General features: G+C 64.6%; 13 protein-coding genes. 5 read left to right on the top strand and 8 right to left on the bottom strand.

The features are described 5' to 3' along the window. The first annotated feature begins 3 nt into the window (after positions 1 to 3). Positions 4 to 750: a hypothetical protein gene (locus E2K99_RS05020; RefSeq protein WP_134221536.1), complete on the top strand. Its 747-nt coding sequence runs from the start codon at positions 4 to 6 to the stop codon at positions 748 to 750. A 15-nt stretch (positions 751 to 765) separates the two neighbouring features. Here the strand turns inward: E2K99_RS05020 and E2K99_RS05025 are convergent, their stop codons facing one another. Both E2K99_RS05025 and E2K99_RS05030 read right to left on the bottom strand, forming a co-directional pair. Beyond that, positions 766 to 1,926 (bottom strand): GGDEF domain-containing protein, encoded by a 1,161-nt coding sequence (locus E2K99_RS05025; protein WP_039789058.1) that lies wholly within the window; start codon positions 1,924 to 1,926, stop codon positions 766 to 768. Positions 1,927 to 2,099: 173 nt separating this feature from the next. After that, positions 2,100 to 3,101: an AraC family transcriptional regulator gene (locus E2K99_RS05030; protein ID WP_240733855.1), complete on the bottom strand. Its 1,002-nt coding sequence runs from the start codon at positions 3,099 to 3,101 to the stop codon at positions 2,100 to 2,102. A gap of 89 nt (positions 3,102 to 3,190) precedes the next feature. On the opposite strand from E2K99_RS05030, the gene E2K99_RS05035 reads away from it, so the two are divergent. The 4 genes from E2K99_RS05035 to E2K99_RS05050 all read left to right on the top strand — a co-directional run bounded on the left by E2K99_RS05035 (position 3,191) and on the right by E2K99_RS05050 (position 8,401). Beyond that, on the top strand, positions 3,191 to 4,459 hold the full coding sequence (locus E2K99_RS05035) for an MFS transporter (protein ID WP_134221538.1): 1,269 nt from the start codon (positions 3,191 to 3,193) through the stop codon (positions 4,457 to 4,459). A gap of 212 nt (positions 4,460 to 4,671) precedes the next feature. Further along, complete coding sequence (locus tag E2K99_RS05040) at positions 4,672 to 5,292, top strand: glutathione S-transferase family protein (protein WP_134221539.1); 621 nt, start codon at positions 4,672 to 4,674, stop codon at positions 5,290 to 5,292. A 62-nt stretch (positions 5,293 to 5,354) separates the two neighbouring features. After that, complete coding sequence (locus E2K99_RS05045; protein ID WP_134221540.1) at positions 5,355 to 7,418, top strand: 2Fe-2S iron-sulfur cluster-binding protein; 2,064 nt, start codon at positions 5,355 to 5,357, stop codon at positions 7,416 to 7,418. A gap of 92 nt (positions 7,419 to 7,510) precedes the next feature. Continuing rightward, positions 7,511 to 8,401: a LysR family transcriptional regulator gene (locus E2K99_RS05050; RefSeq protein WP_134221541.1), complete on the top strand. Its 891-nt coding sequence runs from the start codon at positions 7,511 to 7,513 to the stop codon at positions 8,399 to 8,401. A gap of 12 nt (positions 8,402 to 8,413) precedes the next feature. Here the strand turns inward: E2K99_RS05050 and E2K99_RS05055 are convergent, their stop codons facing one another. The 6 genes from E2K99_RS05055 to E2K99_RS05080 all read right to left on the bottom strand — a co-directional run bounded on the left by E2K99_RS05055 (position 8,414) and on the right by E2K99_RS05080 (position 14,815). After that, on the bottom strand, positions 8,414 to 9,151 hold the full coding sequence (locus E2K99_RS05055; RefSeq protein WP_134221542.1) for a type 1 glutamine amidotransferase: 738 nt from the start codon (positions 9,149 to 9,151) through the stop codon (positions 8,414 to 8,416). Between the two features lie 175 nt (positions 9,152 to 9,326). Further along, positions 9,327 to 10,631 carry a HipA domain-containing protein gene (locus E2K99_RS05060; RefSeq protein ID WP_134221543.1) on the bottom strand — a complete coding sequence of 435 codons (1,305 nt, stop codon included), beginning with the start codon at positions 10,629 to 10,631 and terminating at the stop codon, positions 9,327 to 9,329. Continuing rightward, positions 10,628 to 10,903 (bottom strand): helix-turn-helix domain-containing protein, encoded by a 276-nt coding sequence (locus E2K99_RS05065; protein WP_008326183.1) that lies wholly within the window; start codon positions 10,901 to 10,903, stop codon positions 10,628 to 10,630. The genes E2K99_RS05060 and E2K99_RS05065 overlap by 4 nt, the downstream gene beginning before the upstream one ends. A 277-nt stretch (positions 10,904 to 11,180) precedes the next feature. Beyond that, the gene (gene gabD / locus E2K99_RS05070; RefSeq protein ID WP_166675038.1) at positions 11,181 to 12,638 is read right to left on the bottom strand and encodes an NADP-dependent succinate-semialdehyde dehydrogenase; all 1,458 of its coding nucleotides are present in this window, start codon (positions 12,636 to 12,638) and stop codon (positions 11,181 to 11,183) included. A gap of 32 nt (positions 12,639 to 12,670) precedes the next feature. Next, the gene (locus tag E2K99_RS05075) at positions 12,671 to 13,504 is read right to left on the bottom strand and encodes an ABC transporter permease (RefSeq protein WP_034341087.1); all 834 of its coding nucleotides are present in this window, start codon (positions 13,502 to 13,504) and stop codon (positions 12,671 to 12,673) included. A gap of 27 nt (positions 13,505 to 13,531) precedes the next feature. Then, positions 13,532 to 14,815 carry an ABC transporter permease gene (locus E2K99_RS05080; RefSeq protein WP_134221544.1) on the bottom strand — a complete coding sequence of 428 codons (1,284 nt, stop codon included), beginning with the start codon at positions 14,813 to 14,815 and terminating at the stop codon, positions 13,532 to 13,534. Positions 14,816 to 14,986: the final 171 nt, after the last annotated feature.

Below are 14,986 nucleotides of genomic sequence, written 5' to 3' on the forward strand. Positions count from 1 at the left end.
GTGATGCACAAGCGCAACGGGCGTGCCGGCCTGGTGCTGGCCGTGCTGCTGCTGGCCGCCGGGGTGCGGCCGGCGCAGGCCGGCACCGGCTACTACCTGGTCAGCGTCTATTCCGACCCCGGCCAGTGGACGCTGGATTACAAGTACTGGAACGCCAAGGCCAGCGTCGGCCCGCCAATCGGCTCGCCCGAGCTGGGGATCGCTTATGGCGTCAATTCGCGCTGGTACACCGAGCTGTATGGCGTGACCCAGCAGGATGCCGTGCAGGGCACGCAGATGCTGAGCATGAACTGGCAGAACGATGTCCTGCTCACGCAAGGGGAATATCCCGTCGACCTGGCCATCCACACCGATGTCGGCCAGTATCGCAACAGCCAGCGCGATGGTTATTCACTGGAGTGGGGACCGGCGCTGCAAACCGAATGGTGGCGCACGCAGTTCAACGCCAACCTGTTCCTGCAGCGGGACTACCGCAGCCAGCAGAACGGGCCGACACAACTGGTCTATCAATGGCAGGTGCGTCAGCACTGGCGGCCCTGGTTCAACTTCGGGCTGCAGGGCTTCGGCGAGTTGGGACGATGGGATCACTGGGCCACGCGCGATCAGCAGTCGCATCGCGCCGGACCGGCGCTGTTCGGTACGCTGCGCATGGGGCATCAGTTCGTGAAATACGAGGCCGCCTACCTGTTCGGCAGCAATGCCACCCTCAGTGCGCGCACCTTCACCATGCGGCTGCAAGTGGGCTTCTGACAGGCGCGCTGCGCCTTATCCTGCGGTGTAAAGTTCATATCCGCTCTTTCCCCGGTGCTTGACGTGATACATGGCGGCATCGGCTTGCTCCAGCAGGCGTGACAGGTCTTGCCCGTGGCTGGGATAAAGGCTGATGCCGATGCTGGCGCCCAGGACGAATTGCTGGTGCCCGACCTCGATGGGGGCCGCCAGTTTGGCCAGCAGCTTCTTGGCGATTTCCGGGGCCTGGTCCTGGCGTTCCAGCTGGGTGGCGATCACGGTAAATTCATCCCCGCCCAGGCGTGCGCAGATGTCGGTGCTGCGCACCGCTTCCTTGAGCCGCTGCGCCACGCACATGAGCACCTTGTCGCCGACCGCATGGCCGGCCTGGTCGTTGACGGGTTTGAAGTTGTCCAGGTCGATGTAATACACCGCCACCAGATGATGCGGACGGGTGGCCAGCAGCAGCGCCTGGTCGAACAGGTTGTTCATGAAATGCTTGTTGTAGAGGCCGGTGAGCGGATCCTTGAAGGCCATTTTGAGGGCCTTGGCCTCGGCCTGGATCAGGCGGCGGTGGAACAGCGCCAGAATGGCCGTGAGCAGGCTCGTGTACTGCAGCGCCACCAGTGCCGTGCCCAGCAGGAAGCCGTAGCGCAGCCAGGGCGGATAGAAGTGTCCGATCAGCCCGCCGCTGGCCCAGTGCAGCGTCAGCGCAATACAGGCCGTGGCCATGCAGCGGCGGATCAGCGGCGGGCAGTCGAGTTTGTCGTGCAGGATCATCCACGACAGGCTGCCCAGCGCGAACACGTTGAAGAGGGCATAGCTGGTGCTCTTGATGAGCGGCAGCGCCAGCTGGTTGTCGGACCACAGCATCCACAGCCCGGCGGCGACTGCCGCCACCCCCACGGCGCGCACCAGCAGCGTTCTCTGCTGCAGATCGAAGAAGCGCACGAAGCCCATCACCAGCAGCACCTTTTCCAGGATCAGGAAACTGCCATACACCGGATTGGCCAGCGCCAGTTCACCCAGCGGCGTGAGATACAGCACCGCCAGCCGGCCCAGCAGGGCACAGCTGATGGCGGCGGCAAACCAGTTGGCACCGGGCGGTGTGCGCGGGATGCGCGCCGCCAGCAGGAACAGCGCGATGAAGACGCAATACACTCCGGCTCCGAAGGCGTGCACGATCTGATAATGCATAGCGTCCCCTTGCGCTTTGCTATCCGCCTGCCCCGGCAGGCTAGTCCCCTCTGGCGATCATAGCCAAGCGGAATGGGCGCGTACAGGGGGAAATGAAGGCTTCTTCACACATCCCTTCAGGCAATATTTCTGCTGCGCAAAATCGGGGTGAAAACGCAGGCCCCGTATGGCTCTCAGGCTAGCCGCGCCGCGCTGGGCGGATGGCCGATGATGCGCTTGAATGCGCGACTGAACGATGCTTCCGAATCGTAGCCCAGCCGGTTGGCCACCACCGCCACCCGCAAGCCGTCGCGGGCGATCCAGTGGCGCGCCTGGAACATCTTGACGCGGGCCACGTACTTGGCCGGGGTCTCGCCCACCGTGGCCGAAAACTTCTCGATGAAGCTGGAACGCGAGGCCCCCATCAAGGCCGCCAGTTCATTGACCGACCAGTCGCGTTCCGGATGCTGGTGCACCGCCGCCAGCACCCGTCCGACCAGCGGGCAGCGTACTGCGGCGATCCAGCCACTGGCATCGCTGCAGGCACATTCCACCCAGCCACGGATGATGCTGGCGGCCAGCACGTCAGCCAGGCGCGCCAGGATGCCGCAGCCGCCGATGCGGTTGAGCGCCACTTCGCGCTCCATCGCATCGAGCAGGGCCAGCACCGCCGGATCGCGCTGGGCCAGGTCACAGGCGCGCATGGCCTCGGGCATCATCATCAAGAGCGGGTGCAGCGGGTCCAGGTTGAAGCGCAGCGTACCCGAGAACACCACGTGCGTCGGCGGCGCGGGGGCAGCATCGGATTGGCCATGCGCACTGTCATCGACCAGGAACAGATTGTCCGCCACCGCCTTGCGGGCCAGCTTGCCGATCTCCACCGTCGGCAGGGCGCGCGCACTGGCCAGCGCATGCGCCCTGCCGCGCGGCAGCAGTACCGCATCGCCTGCATTGAGCTGCAGCCAGTCGTCCTGGCCGACCTGCATCCAGCAACTGCCCTGGGCGATGAAGTGGAAGGTTGCCTCGCGCCGCGCCGGGAAGGCCACCGCCCAGGGCTCGTGCAGCACGTAGCGCGCGTACTCGACGCCATCGAGCCGCAGGCCCAGCAGGATCTCGGTCAGCGGATCGACGCCCTCAGTGGGACGGTCCTTGGGGGCGCACTCAGTGATTTCCGGGAGATTTGGACGAATAGTCATATCTTTGCGAAATATCGGCATGGAAAGTCCAGACATTTAACCATAGACTGCGCTACCCAGTCATGAAACGTCACAAGAAAGGTTTTCCCATGTCCAACCCCGGCATCATCGAGGCCCCGCTGACCGAGACGGCGGCCCCGGCCAGCGCCTCTGCGGCCCCTGCCCACAAGGCAGCGCAAGAGCTCCCGGCCAACTGGAGCGGCATTGCCAGCCTGGCGCTGGGCGTCTTCAGCCTGGTCACCGCTGAATTCCTCCCCGCCAGCCTGCTCACGGCCATCGCCACCGACCTGCACGTCTCCGACGGCGCTGCCGGCCAGGCCGTCACGGCCACCGCCATCGTCGGTGCCGTGGCCGCGCCCAGCATCCCGCTGCTGACCCGCAACATCGACCGCAAGCGCGTGGTGCTGATGCTGACCCTGCTGCTGCTGGTCTCCAACCTCATGGCCGTGCTGGCCCCCAATCTGCCGGTCCTGCTGGTGGCGCGCGTGCTGCTGGGCGTGGCGCTGGGCGGCTTCTGGTCGATGGCGGCGGCGCTGGCCATGCGCCTGGTGCCGGATCACCTGTTCGCCCGGGCCATGTCGCTGATCCTCACCGGGGTCTCGGTGGCGACCGTGTGCGCAGCGCCCATCGGTGCTTACATGGGCAACCTGTGGGGCTGGCGCAGCGCCTTCATTGCCGCCGGCGTGGTCAGCCTGGTGGCCTTCGCCATCCAGTGGATCGCGATTCCGCGCCTGCCGCCCAAGGACCATCCCAGCCTCAAGGTGCTGGCTGAACTGCTCGGCCGCAAGGATGTGCGGGTGGCGCTGATGGCGGTGCTGCTGGTGGTGTCCGGGCACTTCGCCGGCTTTACCTACATCCGCCCGTTGATGGAGCAGATCACCCACATGTCGGTGGCGACCATCTCGGCGGTGCTGCTGGGCTATGGCGTGGGCGGCTTCTTCGGCAACTTTGCCGGGGGCTTCATCGCCGAGCGCAGCGAACGCTACGCCATCGTCAGCGGCGGCACGCTCATCGCGCTGCTGGCGGCTTCCCTGTGGGTGGCGGGCAGCTCGCCGGTGGTGGCCGCCATCGCCATCACGCTGTGGGGCTTTGCCTTCGGCGCCTTCCCGGTGGGCTTCCAGACCTGGATCGTGCGCGCCGCGCCGGACCATGCAGAAGGCGCGGGCGGCCTGATGGTGGCGGCGTTCCAGGTGGCCATCGCCAGTGGCGCGATCGGTGGCGGCGTACTGGTCGATCACGTGGGTGCGCTGGGCGGCCCCATCTTCGCGGTCATCGCCATCAGCCTGGGCACCTTGCTCACGTTGCGCTATGGACCTCGTGGCGGCGGTGCGCCGGTGGCGGGTAATGCGCATTTCTGAACGAATGCGCCGGGTCCCGTGCTGACCCGATGTGAGCGCCTGACGGCTTCCGGCTTTTCACCGGAAGCCGTTTTCATTTCGGCTGCATTATTCCTGCCTGTGCAATAAAGAAGTGCCGATGGCACGGATTCTCTTCATCCGCGCTTGGCTCCACACTGGCATCACGGTCAAGGAATACTCCATGACCGACCCAACCCACCAGGAGCCCTCCCATGAAGATCCATCATTTCTCCCTCTCCGGCCACGCTCATCGCGCCGTCCTGTTCGCTTCGCTGCTGGGCCTGGAGGCCGAGCTGATTCACGTGGACCTGGCCGCTGGCGCCCACAAGCAGCCGGCCTTCCTCGCCTTGAACCCTTTCGGCCAGGTGCCGGTGCTGGAAGATGGGGATGTCGTCATCGCCGACTCCAACGCCATTCTGGTCTACCTGGCCAAGAAGGCGGGCCGCACCGACTGGCTGCCCGAGGATGCCCAGGGTGCCGCCAACGTGCAGCGCTGGCTGTCGGTGGCCGCTGGTGAGCTGGCCTATGGTCCGGCTGCCGCACGCCTCATTACCGTGTTCGGCGCCCGTTTCAATCCGGAAGAAGTGATCCAGCGCGCCCACCTGCTGCTGGGTCGCATGGAACAGCATCTGGCAAACCGCGCATGGCTGGCTGCCGATCACCCGACCATCGCCGATGTGGCTGTCTACAGCTACCTGGTGGCGGCACCCGAAGGCAATGTCGACCTGAGCGGCTACCCGTCGGTGCTGCGCCTGCTGCAAGGGATCGAGGCCCTGCCGGGCTTTGTGCCCTTCCCGAGGACGGCGGCGGGTCTGCGCGCGGCGCAGGCCTGAGTTTTCCAATAGTCACGTCATCCCGCGCCGCGTGTTTGCAGTTTCTTTTCGAGAGGTCCGCCATGAGTGCATCCCCCAAGTCCCCCGTCTGGCATGCCGGCGAGAAGCAGCTGCAAGCGCAATTCGGCGTGGCCGACAAGATGGAATCCGTAGGCCAGCGCGTGATACGCGACTTCATGCCCGAGCAGCACCGCGATTTCTACGGCCAGCTGCCCTTCATCGTGCTGGGCAGTGTCGATCCGTCGGGCGATGCATGGGCGACCTTCCTTGAAGGCCATCCCGGCTTCCTGGCCTCGCCTGCGCCTACCCAGCTGGACATGCGCGCCCATCCCGCGCCCGAAGACCCGGCCGCCGCTGGCATGGCCGCAGGCGCGCCGGTCGGCCTGCTGGGCATCGAGATGCACACGCGCCGCCGCAATCGCATGAATGGTGTGCTCGCACCGCTGGCCGACGGATGGCGCGTGCAGGTGGACCAGAGCTTCGGCAATTGCCCGCGCTACATCCAGCTGCGCGACTATTCCTTTGCCCGTGAGCCTGCCGAAGCGCACACCGGGCAAGCCGAGACGCTGTCCACGCTGGACGCACCGGCCCTGGCCCTGATCGCCGGCGCCGATGCCTTCTTCGTGGCGACCTATGCCGACCAGGAAGGGCGGCGCCAGGTGGATGTCTCCCATCGTGGCGGCAAGCCGGGGTTCGTGCGGGTCGATGAAGCGGGCGTGCTGACCGTGCCGGACTTCAACGGCAACTTGTTCTTTTCGACCCTGGGCAACATCGTGCTCAATGGCCGTGCGGGTTTGCTTTTTGTGGACTATGTCTCGGGCGATGTCTTGCAGATGACCGGCCTGGCCGAGGTGATCCTCGATTCCCCCGAGATCGCCGCCTTCGAGGGCGCCGAGCGCCTGTGGACTTTCCGTCCGCAGCGCATCGTGCGCCGCCGTGCTGCGCTGGCCTTGCGCTGGCAGTTCCAGCATCAGCCCTGGTCATCACATTCACTGATGACGGGCGACTGGCAGCGAGCCGGGGAGCGCCTGCGCGCACGGTCTCTGGCGGGCCAATGGCGTAGCCTGAAAGTGGCGCGCATCGTGCAGGAGAGCGACACCATCCGCTCCTTCCATCTGGTCGCCGACGATGGCGCCGGGCTGCTGCCGGCGTTGCCCGGCCAGCACCTGCCGATCCGGGTGCGTACCGAGGCCGGGGCCGCGCCGTTGATCCGCACCTACACCTTGTCCTCGGCGCCGCACGAGGGGCATTACCGCATCAGCGTCAAGCGCGAGGGCGTGGTGTCGCAATACCTGCATGCGCAGTTGCGCGAGGGTGATCGCATCGAGGCGCGCGCCCCGGCGGGAGACTTCACGCTCGATACCGCCACGGACAGACCGGTGGTGCTGCTGGCCGGTGGCGTCGGCATTACACCGATGATGGCCATGCTGCGCCATATCGTTCAGGAAGGGTTGCGTCGCCAGCGCATGCGCCCGGCCATCTTGTTTTATGCCGCACGCACGCTGGGCGAGCGCGCCTTCGACGCCGAGCTGGCCGAGCTGGTGGCGGCCTCGCGCGGTGCGGTGAGACTGGTTCGCGTGCTCAGCGACACCACCGGCGCGCGTGAGGGCGACGCGTTCGATGCCGCCGGCCGTATCGACATGAACCTGCTCTCGCGCAGCCTGCCGTTTGGCGATTACGAGTTCTACCTGTGCGGTCCGGGCGGCTTCATGCAGGGGCTCTACGATGGCTTGCGCGGCTTCGGCATCAGCGATGAGCGCATCCATGCCGAAGCCTTTGGTCCGGCCTCGCTCACCCGCACTGGCAACACCGTCGAGGCGGCAGTGTCGCTGGCACCGGTGGCCGAGACCGCCGTCCCGGTGATCTTCATGGAAAGCCTCAAGGAAGCCCGCTGGACGCCGGATTCCGGCAGCTTGCTGGAGCTGGCCGAAGCGCGCGGCCTGTCGCCGGAGTTCAGTTGCCGCGAAGGCCACTGCGGGAGTTGCCGCACTCGCTTGCTCGCTGGCGAGGTGACTTACCTCAAGCCACCGCAGGCCAGTGTGGGCGAAGGTGAAGTGCTGCTGTGCTGTGCGCGCCCGGCCAAGCCGTCCGGAACCGATGCACCGCGCCTGGAACTGGCGCTGTGAGGGCGATATGAAGGCTCTGGAAAGTGCTCCGTCCTGATGCCGCTGAAGAGGGCATAATGCGACCTTCTCCGACAGGCAGGGAAGGAAGGCACATGGACCGATGGCTGGCAATGCGAATCTTCGTGCAAGTGGCCGAGACTGCCAGTTTCGCCAAGGCGGCGCGGCAGATGCAGTTGAGTGCGCCGGTGGTCACCCGCACCGTGGCGGGGCTGGAAGAACTGGTCGGTGCGCGGCTGCTGGTACGCACCACGCGTTCGGTCAAGACCACTGAAGCCGGGGCGCGCTATCTGGAAGACTGCCGTCGCATCCTCGCTGAAATCGCCGAAGCCGAAGCGGCTGCGGCCGGCCATTACGACCAGCCCTCGGGCACGCTGTCGGTGACGGCGGCCTTGCTGTTCGGGCAGTTGCATGTGCTGCCCATCGTTACCGAATATCTCGATCTTTATCCGGGCATGCGGGCGCGCACTTTCTTCGTGGACCGCCCGGTCAACATCGTGGAAGAGGGCATGGATGTGGCGGTGCGCATCGGCCATCTGCCTGATTCGGGATTCACGGCCATCCAGGTCGGTTCGGTCAGCCGCGTGATCTGCGCCGCACCCGACTATCTGCGCCAGCATGGCACGCCGGCCTCGCCCGCCGATCTGAAGCAGCATCGCATCGTCACGTCCACCAGCGCCTGGGCTTCGCCGGAATGGCGCTTTGCCGACGGCCAGCGCGTGGTGGTCGACGCGGCGCTGCAGACCAATACCAATGAAGCCGCCATCAGCACCGCCCGCCAGGGCTGGGGATTGACGCGCGTGCTGGCCTATCAGGTGGCGGCCGACTTGCAGGCCGGGCGCCTGCAGCGGGTCATGAGCGAGTTCGAAGAGCCGCCGCTGCCGATCCACGTGCTCTATCCGGAAGGGCGGCGCTCGCCGGCCAAGGTGCGGGCCTTCATCGACCTGGCGGTGAGCCGCCTGCGGGCGCATCCTGCGTTCCACTGAGCGCAGTCGGGTTCATCCGTAATACGCAGGGTCGCGTACCGAAATACGCAGGGGGCGGTCCAGCTGTCGCGTCCAGGCTGCGTAGGTCTGGTCGGCGACCAGGCGCAGGGCGGCGATGCGTTCGGGCAGATGATCGAGGATCTGTGCCTGGCTTTGCGCAGCCGGGCCGTGTGCGCACAGGAGTTCGTCGCGTCCGGCCGCACACCAGTTGCGCACGCTCTCTTCGGTCACTTCCAGATGGCCCTGGAAACCCCATTGCTTGCCGCGCATGAATCCCTTGTTGAGGCAATGGCTGCCATACATGGTGCGCACCGCGCCGGTGGGAATTTCAAAGGTGTCGTAATGCCAGTTGAAGATGGTGACCTGGCGTGCCAGTCCCATGCGCTGCTGTGCCGGCGGCGTGACCCAGACCGGGCTCCAGCCGATGTTGGCGCAGAGGTTGCGGCTGACCTGCGCACCCATGCTACGGGCCAGCAGCTGGGCGCCGAAGCAGTGGCCCAGCACCGGCACGTCGCGGGCCAGGGCATCTTGCAGTAGGGCGTGTTCGGCGTGGATCCAGGGCAGGTCTTCATTGACGCAGTGGTCGCTGCCCAGCGTGACGATGCCGGAAAACTGGCTGGCATCGCGCGGGGCGTCGCCTTCTGCGGCGGGATGGAACAGGCGATAGGGCAGGGCGTGTTGTTCCAGATGATCCAGCAGGACACCGGGGCCCTGTGTGCTTTCATGCTGGAGGATGGCGATCGGTCTCATAAACGAGGGACGGGCTTGGGCCGGTCCGTAGTGGAGGAGACGTCAATGTAGGATGGGGGACGTAAACGGCGGGTTGTATTTTTGAGTGGGGGCGTAAACATCCTGTAAAGCCGCTGACATCCCAGCCACTTGCAGATGCTTTGTGGCAGATTGGACGTCACATCCAAAGCCACATTTACGCGCGCGCCGCCGCCCCGAGTTGCCTGACCATGGTCTTGATGGCCAGATGATGAATGCTGCCGAGCATGCGCAACTGAGACGCCCGCAGATGTGCCGGAACGTCGCTACGGGCGCCGAACTCGTCCTGCAATGCCAGCGAGTTAGCTTCGACCTGATCGATCATCCGCGAGACTTCGCGCTGGAAGCTGATGTTGCCCACGCCCAGTTGCCGCGCGAACGTCTGCAAGTGCGCAAGCGTGAGCTCGTTGTAATGGCGTGCTTCTGCCACGGGGAAAGACATCGGAATGGCTGGCCAGCATGCTTCGCCCGGCCCCAGCAGTTCCGGACGCGCCCATGCGCCGATACTGAGCAGATCGTAATGCGGTGCCAGTTCGTAGCCGTCGGTACCGGCATACAGTGAGAGATTCTTCAAGTGCGCATCGCTGTTGCCGATCAGGATGTTGAAGAGCGTCCATCGAAACAATGTGGTACGGGCGGTCGCTGGGGTGCGGCATCTCTCCAGAATATCCAGCAATGCCCTTATACCGGAATGCGCGTATTTGGCTGCGGCCGAGAGCGACAGGACCTGGGCCGCATCCAGTGTGTGCAGACGGCGTACCCGTTCCGCCTCGATTTTGCGGTCGAAGCGCTCCACGATATACACAGGCGAAGGGACGTAGCGCAGCTCGACCTTCGGCACCGTCAAGCCCAGTCCTTGCGCTAGCCTGGCACAGAACCATTCGTTGACTGCGCTGCTTGGATAGTGGGCGCTCAGCACATCGGGCTTGAGGATATGGGTTGATGCGAGGCTGCCGGTCGGTTCAAAAAGTTGGCCGTTCTGCAGCACTACCGCGATCTTCTGCTGGGCACCGGCCAGTGACATTTTCTTCGGCGCAGTCGCCGAGAGCGGTTGTCGCGGCATGGCTCGGATGCGCGTTTCCAACTCTTCGTCTGATAGCGGCACCAGTGTCGATGGCGGCAGTGTCGCGCCTGGCGCCAGCAAGGTGATTGCGCCGGCAGATTCGGCACCAAAGTGTTCCAGCATGGACCAGGCGTCGACCGTCTGCGCGGCGTCCTTCCTCATGAAGGCCATCAATTCCAGCCGCGCGCCTTCTTCGGGCAGCAGATTGTCGAAGAACCATTGCACCGGACGCATCGTGCCTTCGTCCTGATGCAGCCCGGCTGTGAGCGGGATTCCGAGAGAGAGTTCGTGCCCGGTGCTGATCCAGTCCTGCGCATATCGGAAGGACCACACGCCCGTGTTCTCGAAAAGCTGGCCCACCCGCTTTTCATCAATGAAGACATCGAGCTGCCGGTTCATGGGCGTGCCCGCCTGCGCTTGCTATCCTGCGCTGAGGCAGCAATGGCGTGTTCGTCGAGGGCAGGGGGCAGCGAGAGGTGCAGTTCAATGCCCAGTTCGCGCATGGCCGAAAACAGTTTTTCTACCGCTACCGTCGCCTCGCCCTGTTCCTGCCGTCGCAACAAGGTTTGTGAAGTGTTCAATGTCTCTGCCAGGTCGGCCAGAGGCACGTTGAGGCCTACCCGCACGGCGCGCAATACGCTGCCCAGTTCTCGCGGCGAGGTGACTTTCATGGTGCATCCTAAGCGTGTGATATTGCTCTATTATCGCAACATTCCCACCCAGATCAAGTTAAAAGTGTGAAATCGCTCTTTTATATGGCGACGTGGGCGCATTTCCATTAAAAAAGCGATATTGCATCTTTAATGCCGGGTAAGCTTCCCAGCTTATCTCTGCCCAGGCCAGAAACAATAACGCCGCGCGGCTGCAGTCACAGCGGCGCGGCGGCTTGCAGCCGGTGATGCAGAATCACCGGCGCGGGTCAGTGGATGAGATGAGCTATCGCGGCGCTCAGATCCCCCCCATGCACAAATACTTCACAACCAGGTAGTCATCAATCCCGAAGTGCGACCCTTCGCGCCCCAGTCCCGACTGCTTGACGCCGCCGAACGGTGCGACTTCATTGGAGATCAGCCCGGTATTGATGCCCACCATGCCCGACTCCAGCCCTTCGGCCACACGCCAGATGCGGCCGATGTCGCGTGAATAGAAATAGCTGGCCAGCCCGAATTCGGTATCGTTGGCCAGGGCCACCGCTTCCTCATCAGTCTTGAAACGGAACAGCGGCGCCATCGGACCAAATGTCTCTTCGCGGGCCACCTGCATGGCCGGTGTCACATCGGCCAGCACGGTCGGCTCGAAGAAGCTGTGGCCCAGCGCATGGCGCTTGCCGCCCAGCAGCACGCGGGCTCCCTTGCTGACCGCATCGGCGATATGCTGCTCCACCTTCTTGACGGCCTGCTCGTTGATCAGCGGACCTTGCGTCACACCGTTCTCCATGCCATCACCGACCTTCAGTTTCTTGACCGCTTCCACCAGCTTGGCAGCGAAGGCGTCATACACCCCATCCTGCACGTAAAGACGGTTGGCGCACACGCAGGTCTGGCCGGCATTGCGGTACTTGGAGGCAATCGCACCTTCCACGGCGGCATCCAGGTCGGCATCGTCAAAGACGATGAAGGGTGCATTGCCGCCCAGTTCCAGCGAGAGCTTCTTGATGCTGGATGCACTCTGTTCCATCAGCAGCTTGCCCACGCCCGTGGAACCGGTGAAGCTGATCTTGCGCACGATGGGGTTGGAGGTCATCTCGCCGCCGATGTCCTTGGCACTGCCGGTGACCACGCTGAACACGCCGGCCGGAATGCCGGCGCGTTCGGCCAGCACGGCCAGCGCCAGTGCCGAGAAGGGCGTGGCTTCAGCGGGTTTCAAGACCATCGGGCAGCCGGCGGCGAGCGCCGGACCGGCCTTGCGGGTAATCATTGCAGCGGGGAAATTCCACGGCGTGATCGCCGCGCAGACGCCGATGGCTTCCTTGATGACCACGATGCGGTTCGACGGCGAGGGCGAAGGAATGGTGTCGCCATAGGTGCGCTTGCCTTCCTCGGCAAACCATTCGATGAAGGAGGCGGCGTAGCCGATCTCGCCCTTGGCTTCGGCCAGGGGCTTGCCCTGCTCGGCCGTCATGATCAGTGCCAGGTCGTCGGCATTGGCCATCATCAGCTCATACCAGCGGCGCAGGATGACGCTGCGTTCCTTGGCGGTCTTCTTCTTCCAGGCCGGCCAGGCGGCGTTGGCGGCTTCGATGGCGCGGCGGGTTTCGGCCGCGCCCATCATGGGCACGCTGCCCAGCAGGCTGCCGTTGGCCGGGTTGTAGACCTCGTGCTTGCCAGCTTGGTCGGCATCGCACCACTGGCCGTTGAGATAGGCCTGCTGGCGCAGCAGGGAAGGATCTTTGAGTTGTTGCAGCATCTCGGGTCTCCGTAAAAGTGGGGGGAGCAGGCTCAGAAGCGCGCGGCCGCCTTGTTGCGCCCGCGCAGCCATTCCAGGGCCAGCAGCAGGCAGGTCGAAAACAGAATCAGGATCGTCGCCAGGGCGGCGATGGTCGGGCTGATGTTGTCCTTGATGCCGGCAAACATCTGGCGCGGCAAGGTGGCTTGCTCAGGCCCGGCCACGAACAAGGTCAGAACCACTTCGTCGAAAGAAGTTGCAAAAGCGAACAAAGCCCCCGAGATCAGCCCCGGCGCGATCACCGGCAAGGTGATGCGGAAGAAAGTACGCAGCGGACTGGCCCCCAGGCTCAGGCTGGCCCGCACCAGGTTGTGATTGAAGCCCTGCAGCGTGGCCAGTACCGTCGTGACCACGAAAGGCGCACCCAGTGCGGCATGCGCCAGGATCAGGCCGAGGTAGCTGTCAGAGAGGCCAATGCGGGCAAAGAACAGATAGACACCCACGCCCACCACGACCACCGGCACGATCATGGGCGAGATCAGGATCGCCATCAGGATGCCCTTGCCGCGAAAGTCCGACTTGTTCAGTCCGACGGCGGCCAGCGTGCCCAGTACGGTCGCGATGACGGTGGCCGCCGGTGCGACGATGAAACTGTTCTTGGCGGCACGCACCCATTCATCGGAGCTGAACAGGTTCTCGTACCAGCGCAGCGAGAAGCCCTTGATGGGATACATCAGGAAACTGCTGTCAGAGAACGACAGCGGGATCATCACCAGGATGGGCGAGAGCAGGAACAGCAGCACCAGCAGGTTGAAGCCGCGCGAGGCAAAGAACCAGGCGCGTTCCACCAGCGAGGTGTAGGGCGGGAAGAGAGGCGGTTTGTTCATGGCGTGCTCCTTGGATTCTTCAATGGCTCAGCTGATGCCCACATCGACCTTGGCAAAGCGGCGATAGACGCCATACAGCACCAGGGTCGCCGCCAGCAGCAGGGCACCCAGCGCGCAGGCCATGCCCCAGTTGATGGTGGTATTGATGAAGTAGGCGATGAAGTAGCTCACCATCTGTTCATTCGGTCCGCCCAGCAGCGCCGGGGTGATGTAGTAGCCGCCGGCCATGATGAAGACCAGCAGCACACCCGCACCGATGCCCGGATAAGTCTGCGGCACATACACGCGCCAGAAGGCGGCAAAGGGATGGCTGCCCAGCGACACGGCGGCCTTCAGGTAAGTGGGCGGCACCGATTTCATGACGCTGTAGAGCGGCAGGATCATGAAGGGCAGGAGGATGTGCGTCATCGAGATATAGACCCCGACGCGATTGAATACCAGCTCCAGCGGCGACTGCGTGAGACCGGCCAGCATCAGCGCCTTGTTCACCAGTCCTTCGGATTGCAGCAGCACGATCCACGCGGCCACGCGCACCAGGATCGAGGTCCAGAAGGGAATCAGCACCAGGATCATCAACAGGTTGGCGCGGCGCTCCTGCATGGTGGAGAGCCAGTAGGCCAGCGGATAGGCCAGCAGCAGGGTGATGAGGGTGACCACTGCGCTCATCCACAGCGTGCGGCCGAAGATGGTGCGGTAGATCGCCGATTCAGGGGCGGCCGCTTCGATGTCGCCGAAGACGTTCTGGCGCAGGTCCAGCGAGGCCAGCAGATAGTAGGGGGAATAGACCGAGCCGTTCTGGGCGATCACGCGCCACACGTCCGGCTGGCCCCATTGTGCATTGAGGGCGACGATGGCCTCGCGCGCGGCGGCGGGGCTCAAGGCTTTGCCATCGGCATCGCGCAGCGGCATGGCACGCGCAGTGCCCATCACCAGCGAGCGCGAACCGGACAGTTCGATATTGAGACGGCGCGCCAGGTTGCCGGCGGTGGTGTCTTCCTTGGCACGGGCCAGATCTTCCGCGAGGGCTGAAAACGCCTGATCGGGCAGAGCCGACTTGCGATCCCACTTCGACAGCACCGCCACGGTCTGCGGCAGGGTGGTGGCCACTTCCGGATTCTCGATGGCGCGCTGCAGGAGGGCCACGATGGGGGCCACGAAGGTCAGCAGCAGGAAGATCGCCAGCGGCGCGATCAGGGCCAGCGCACCCAGGCGCTTGCGGGTCTGGGCGGCGCGCAGTTCGCGCTTGAGTTGCTGCGGATCAGGTTCGGCCAGGGGCATGGCGGCGGCGGAGCGGGTGGCGATGGTGGTCATGTCTCGGGTGTCCGGTGGCAGCGGGGTTCAACACAGCGGCGCATGAAAAGCGTTGCGCGCCGGTAGGAGCGAATACAAAGCGGCAGCGAGCCACTACCGTTCGGACTGAGTAGGCCCTTGAGGGCCGTATCGAAGGCGCACCGACGGCGAACCTTCGATACGCGGCTGCGC

Source organism: Herbaspirillum huttiense (assembly GCF_004367745.1).
Taxonomy (GTDB): domain Bacteria; phylum Pseudomonadota; class Gammaproteobacteria; order Burkholderiales; family Burkholderiaceae_D; genus Herbaspirillum; species Herbaspirillum huttiense.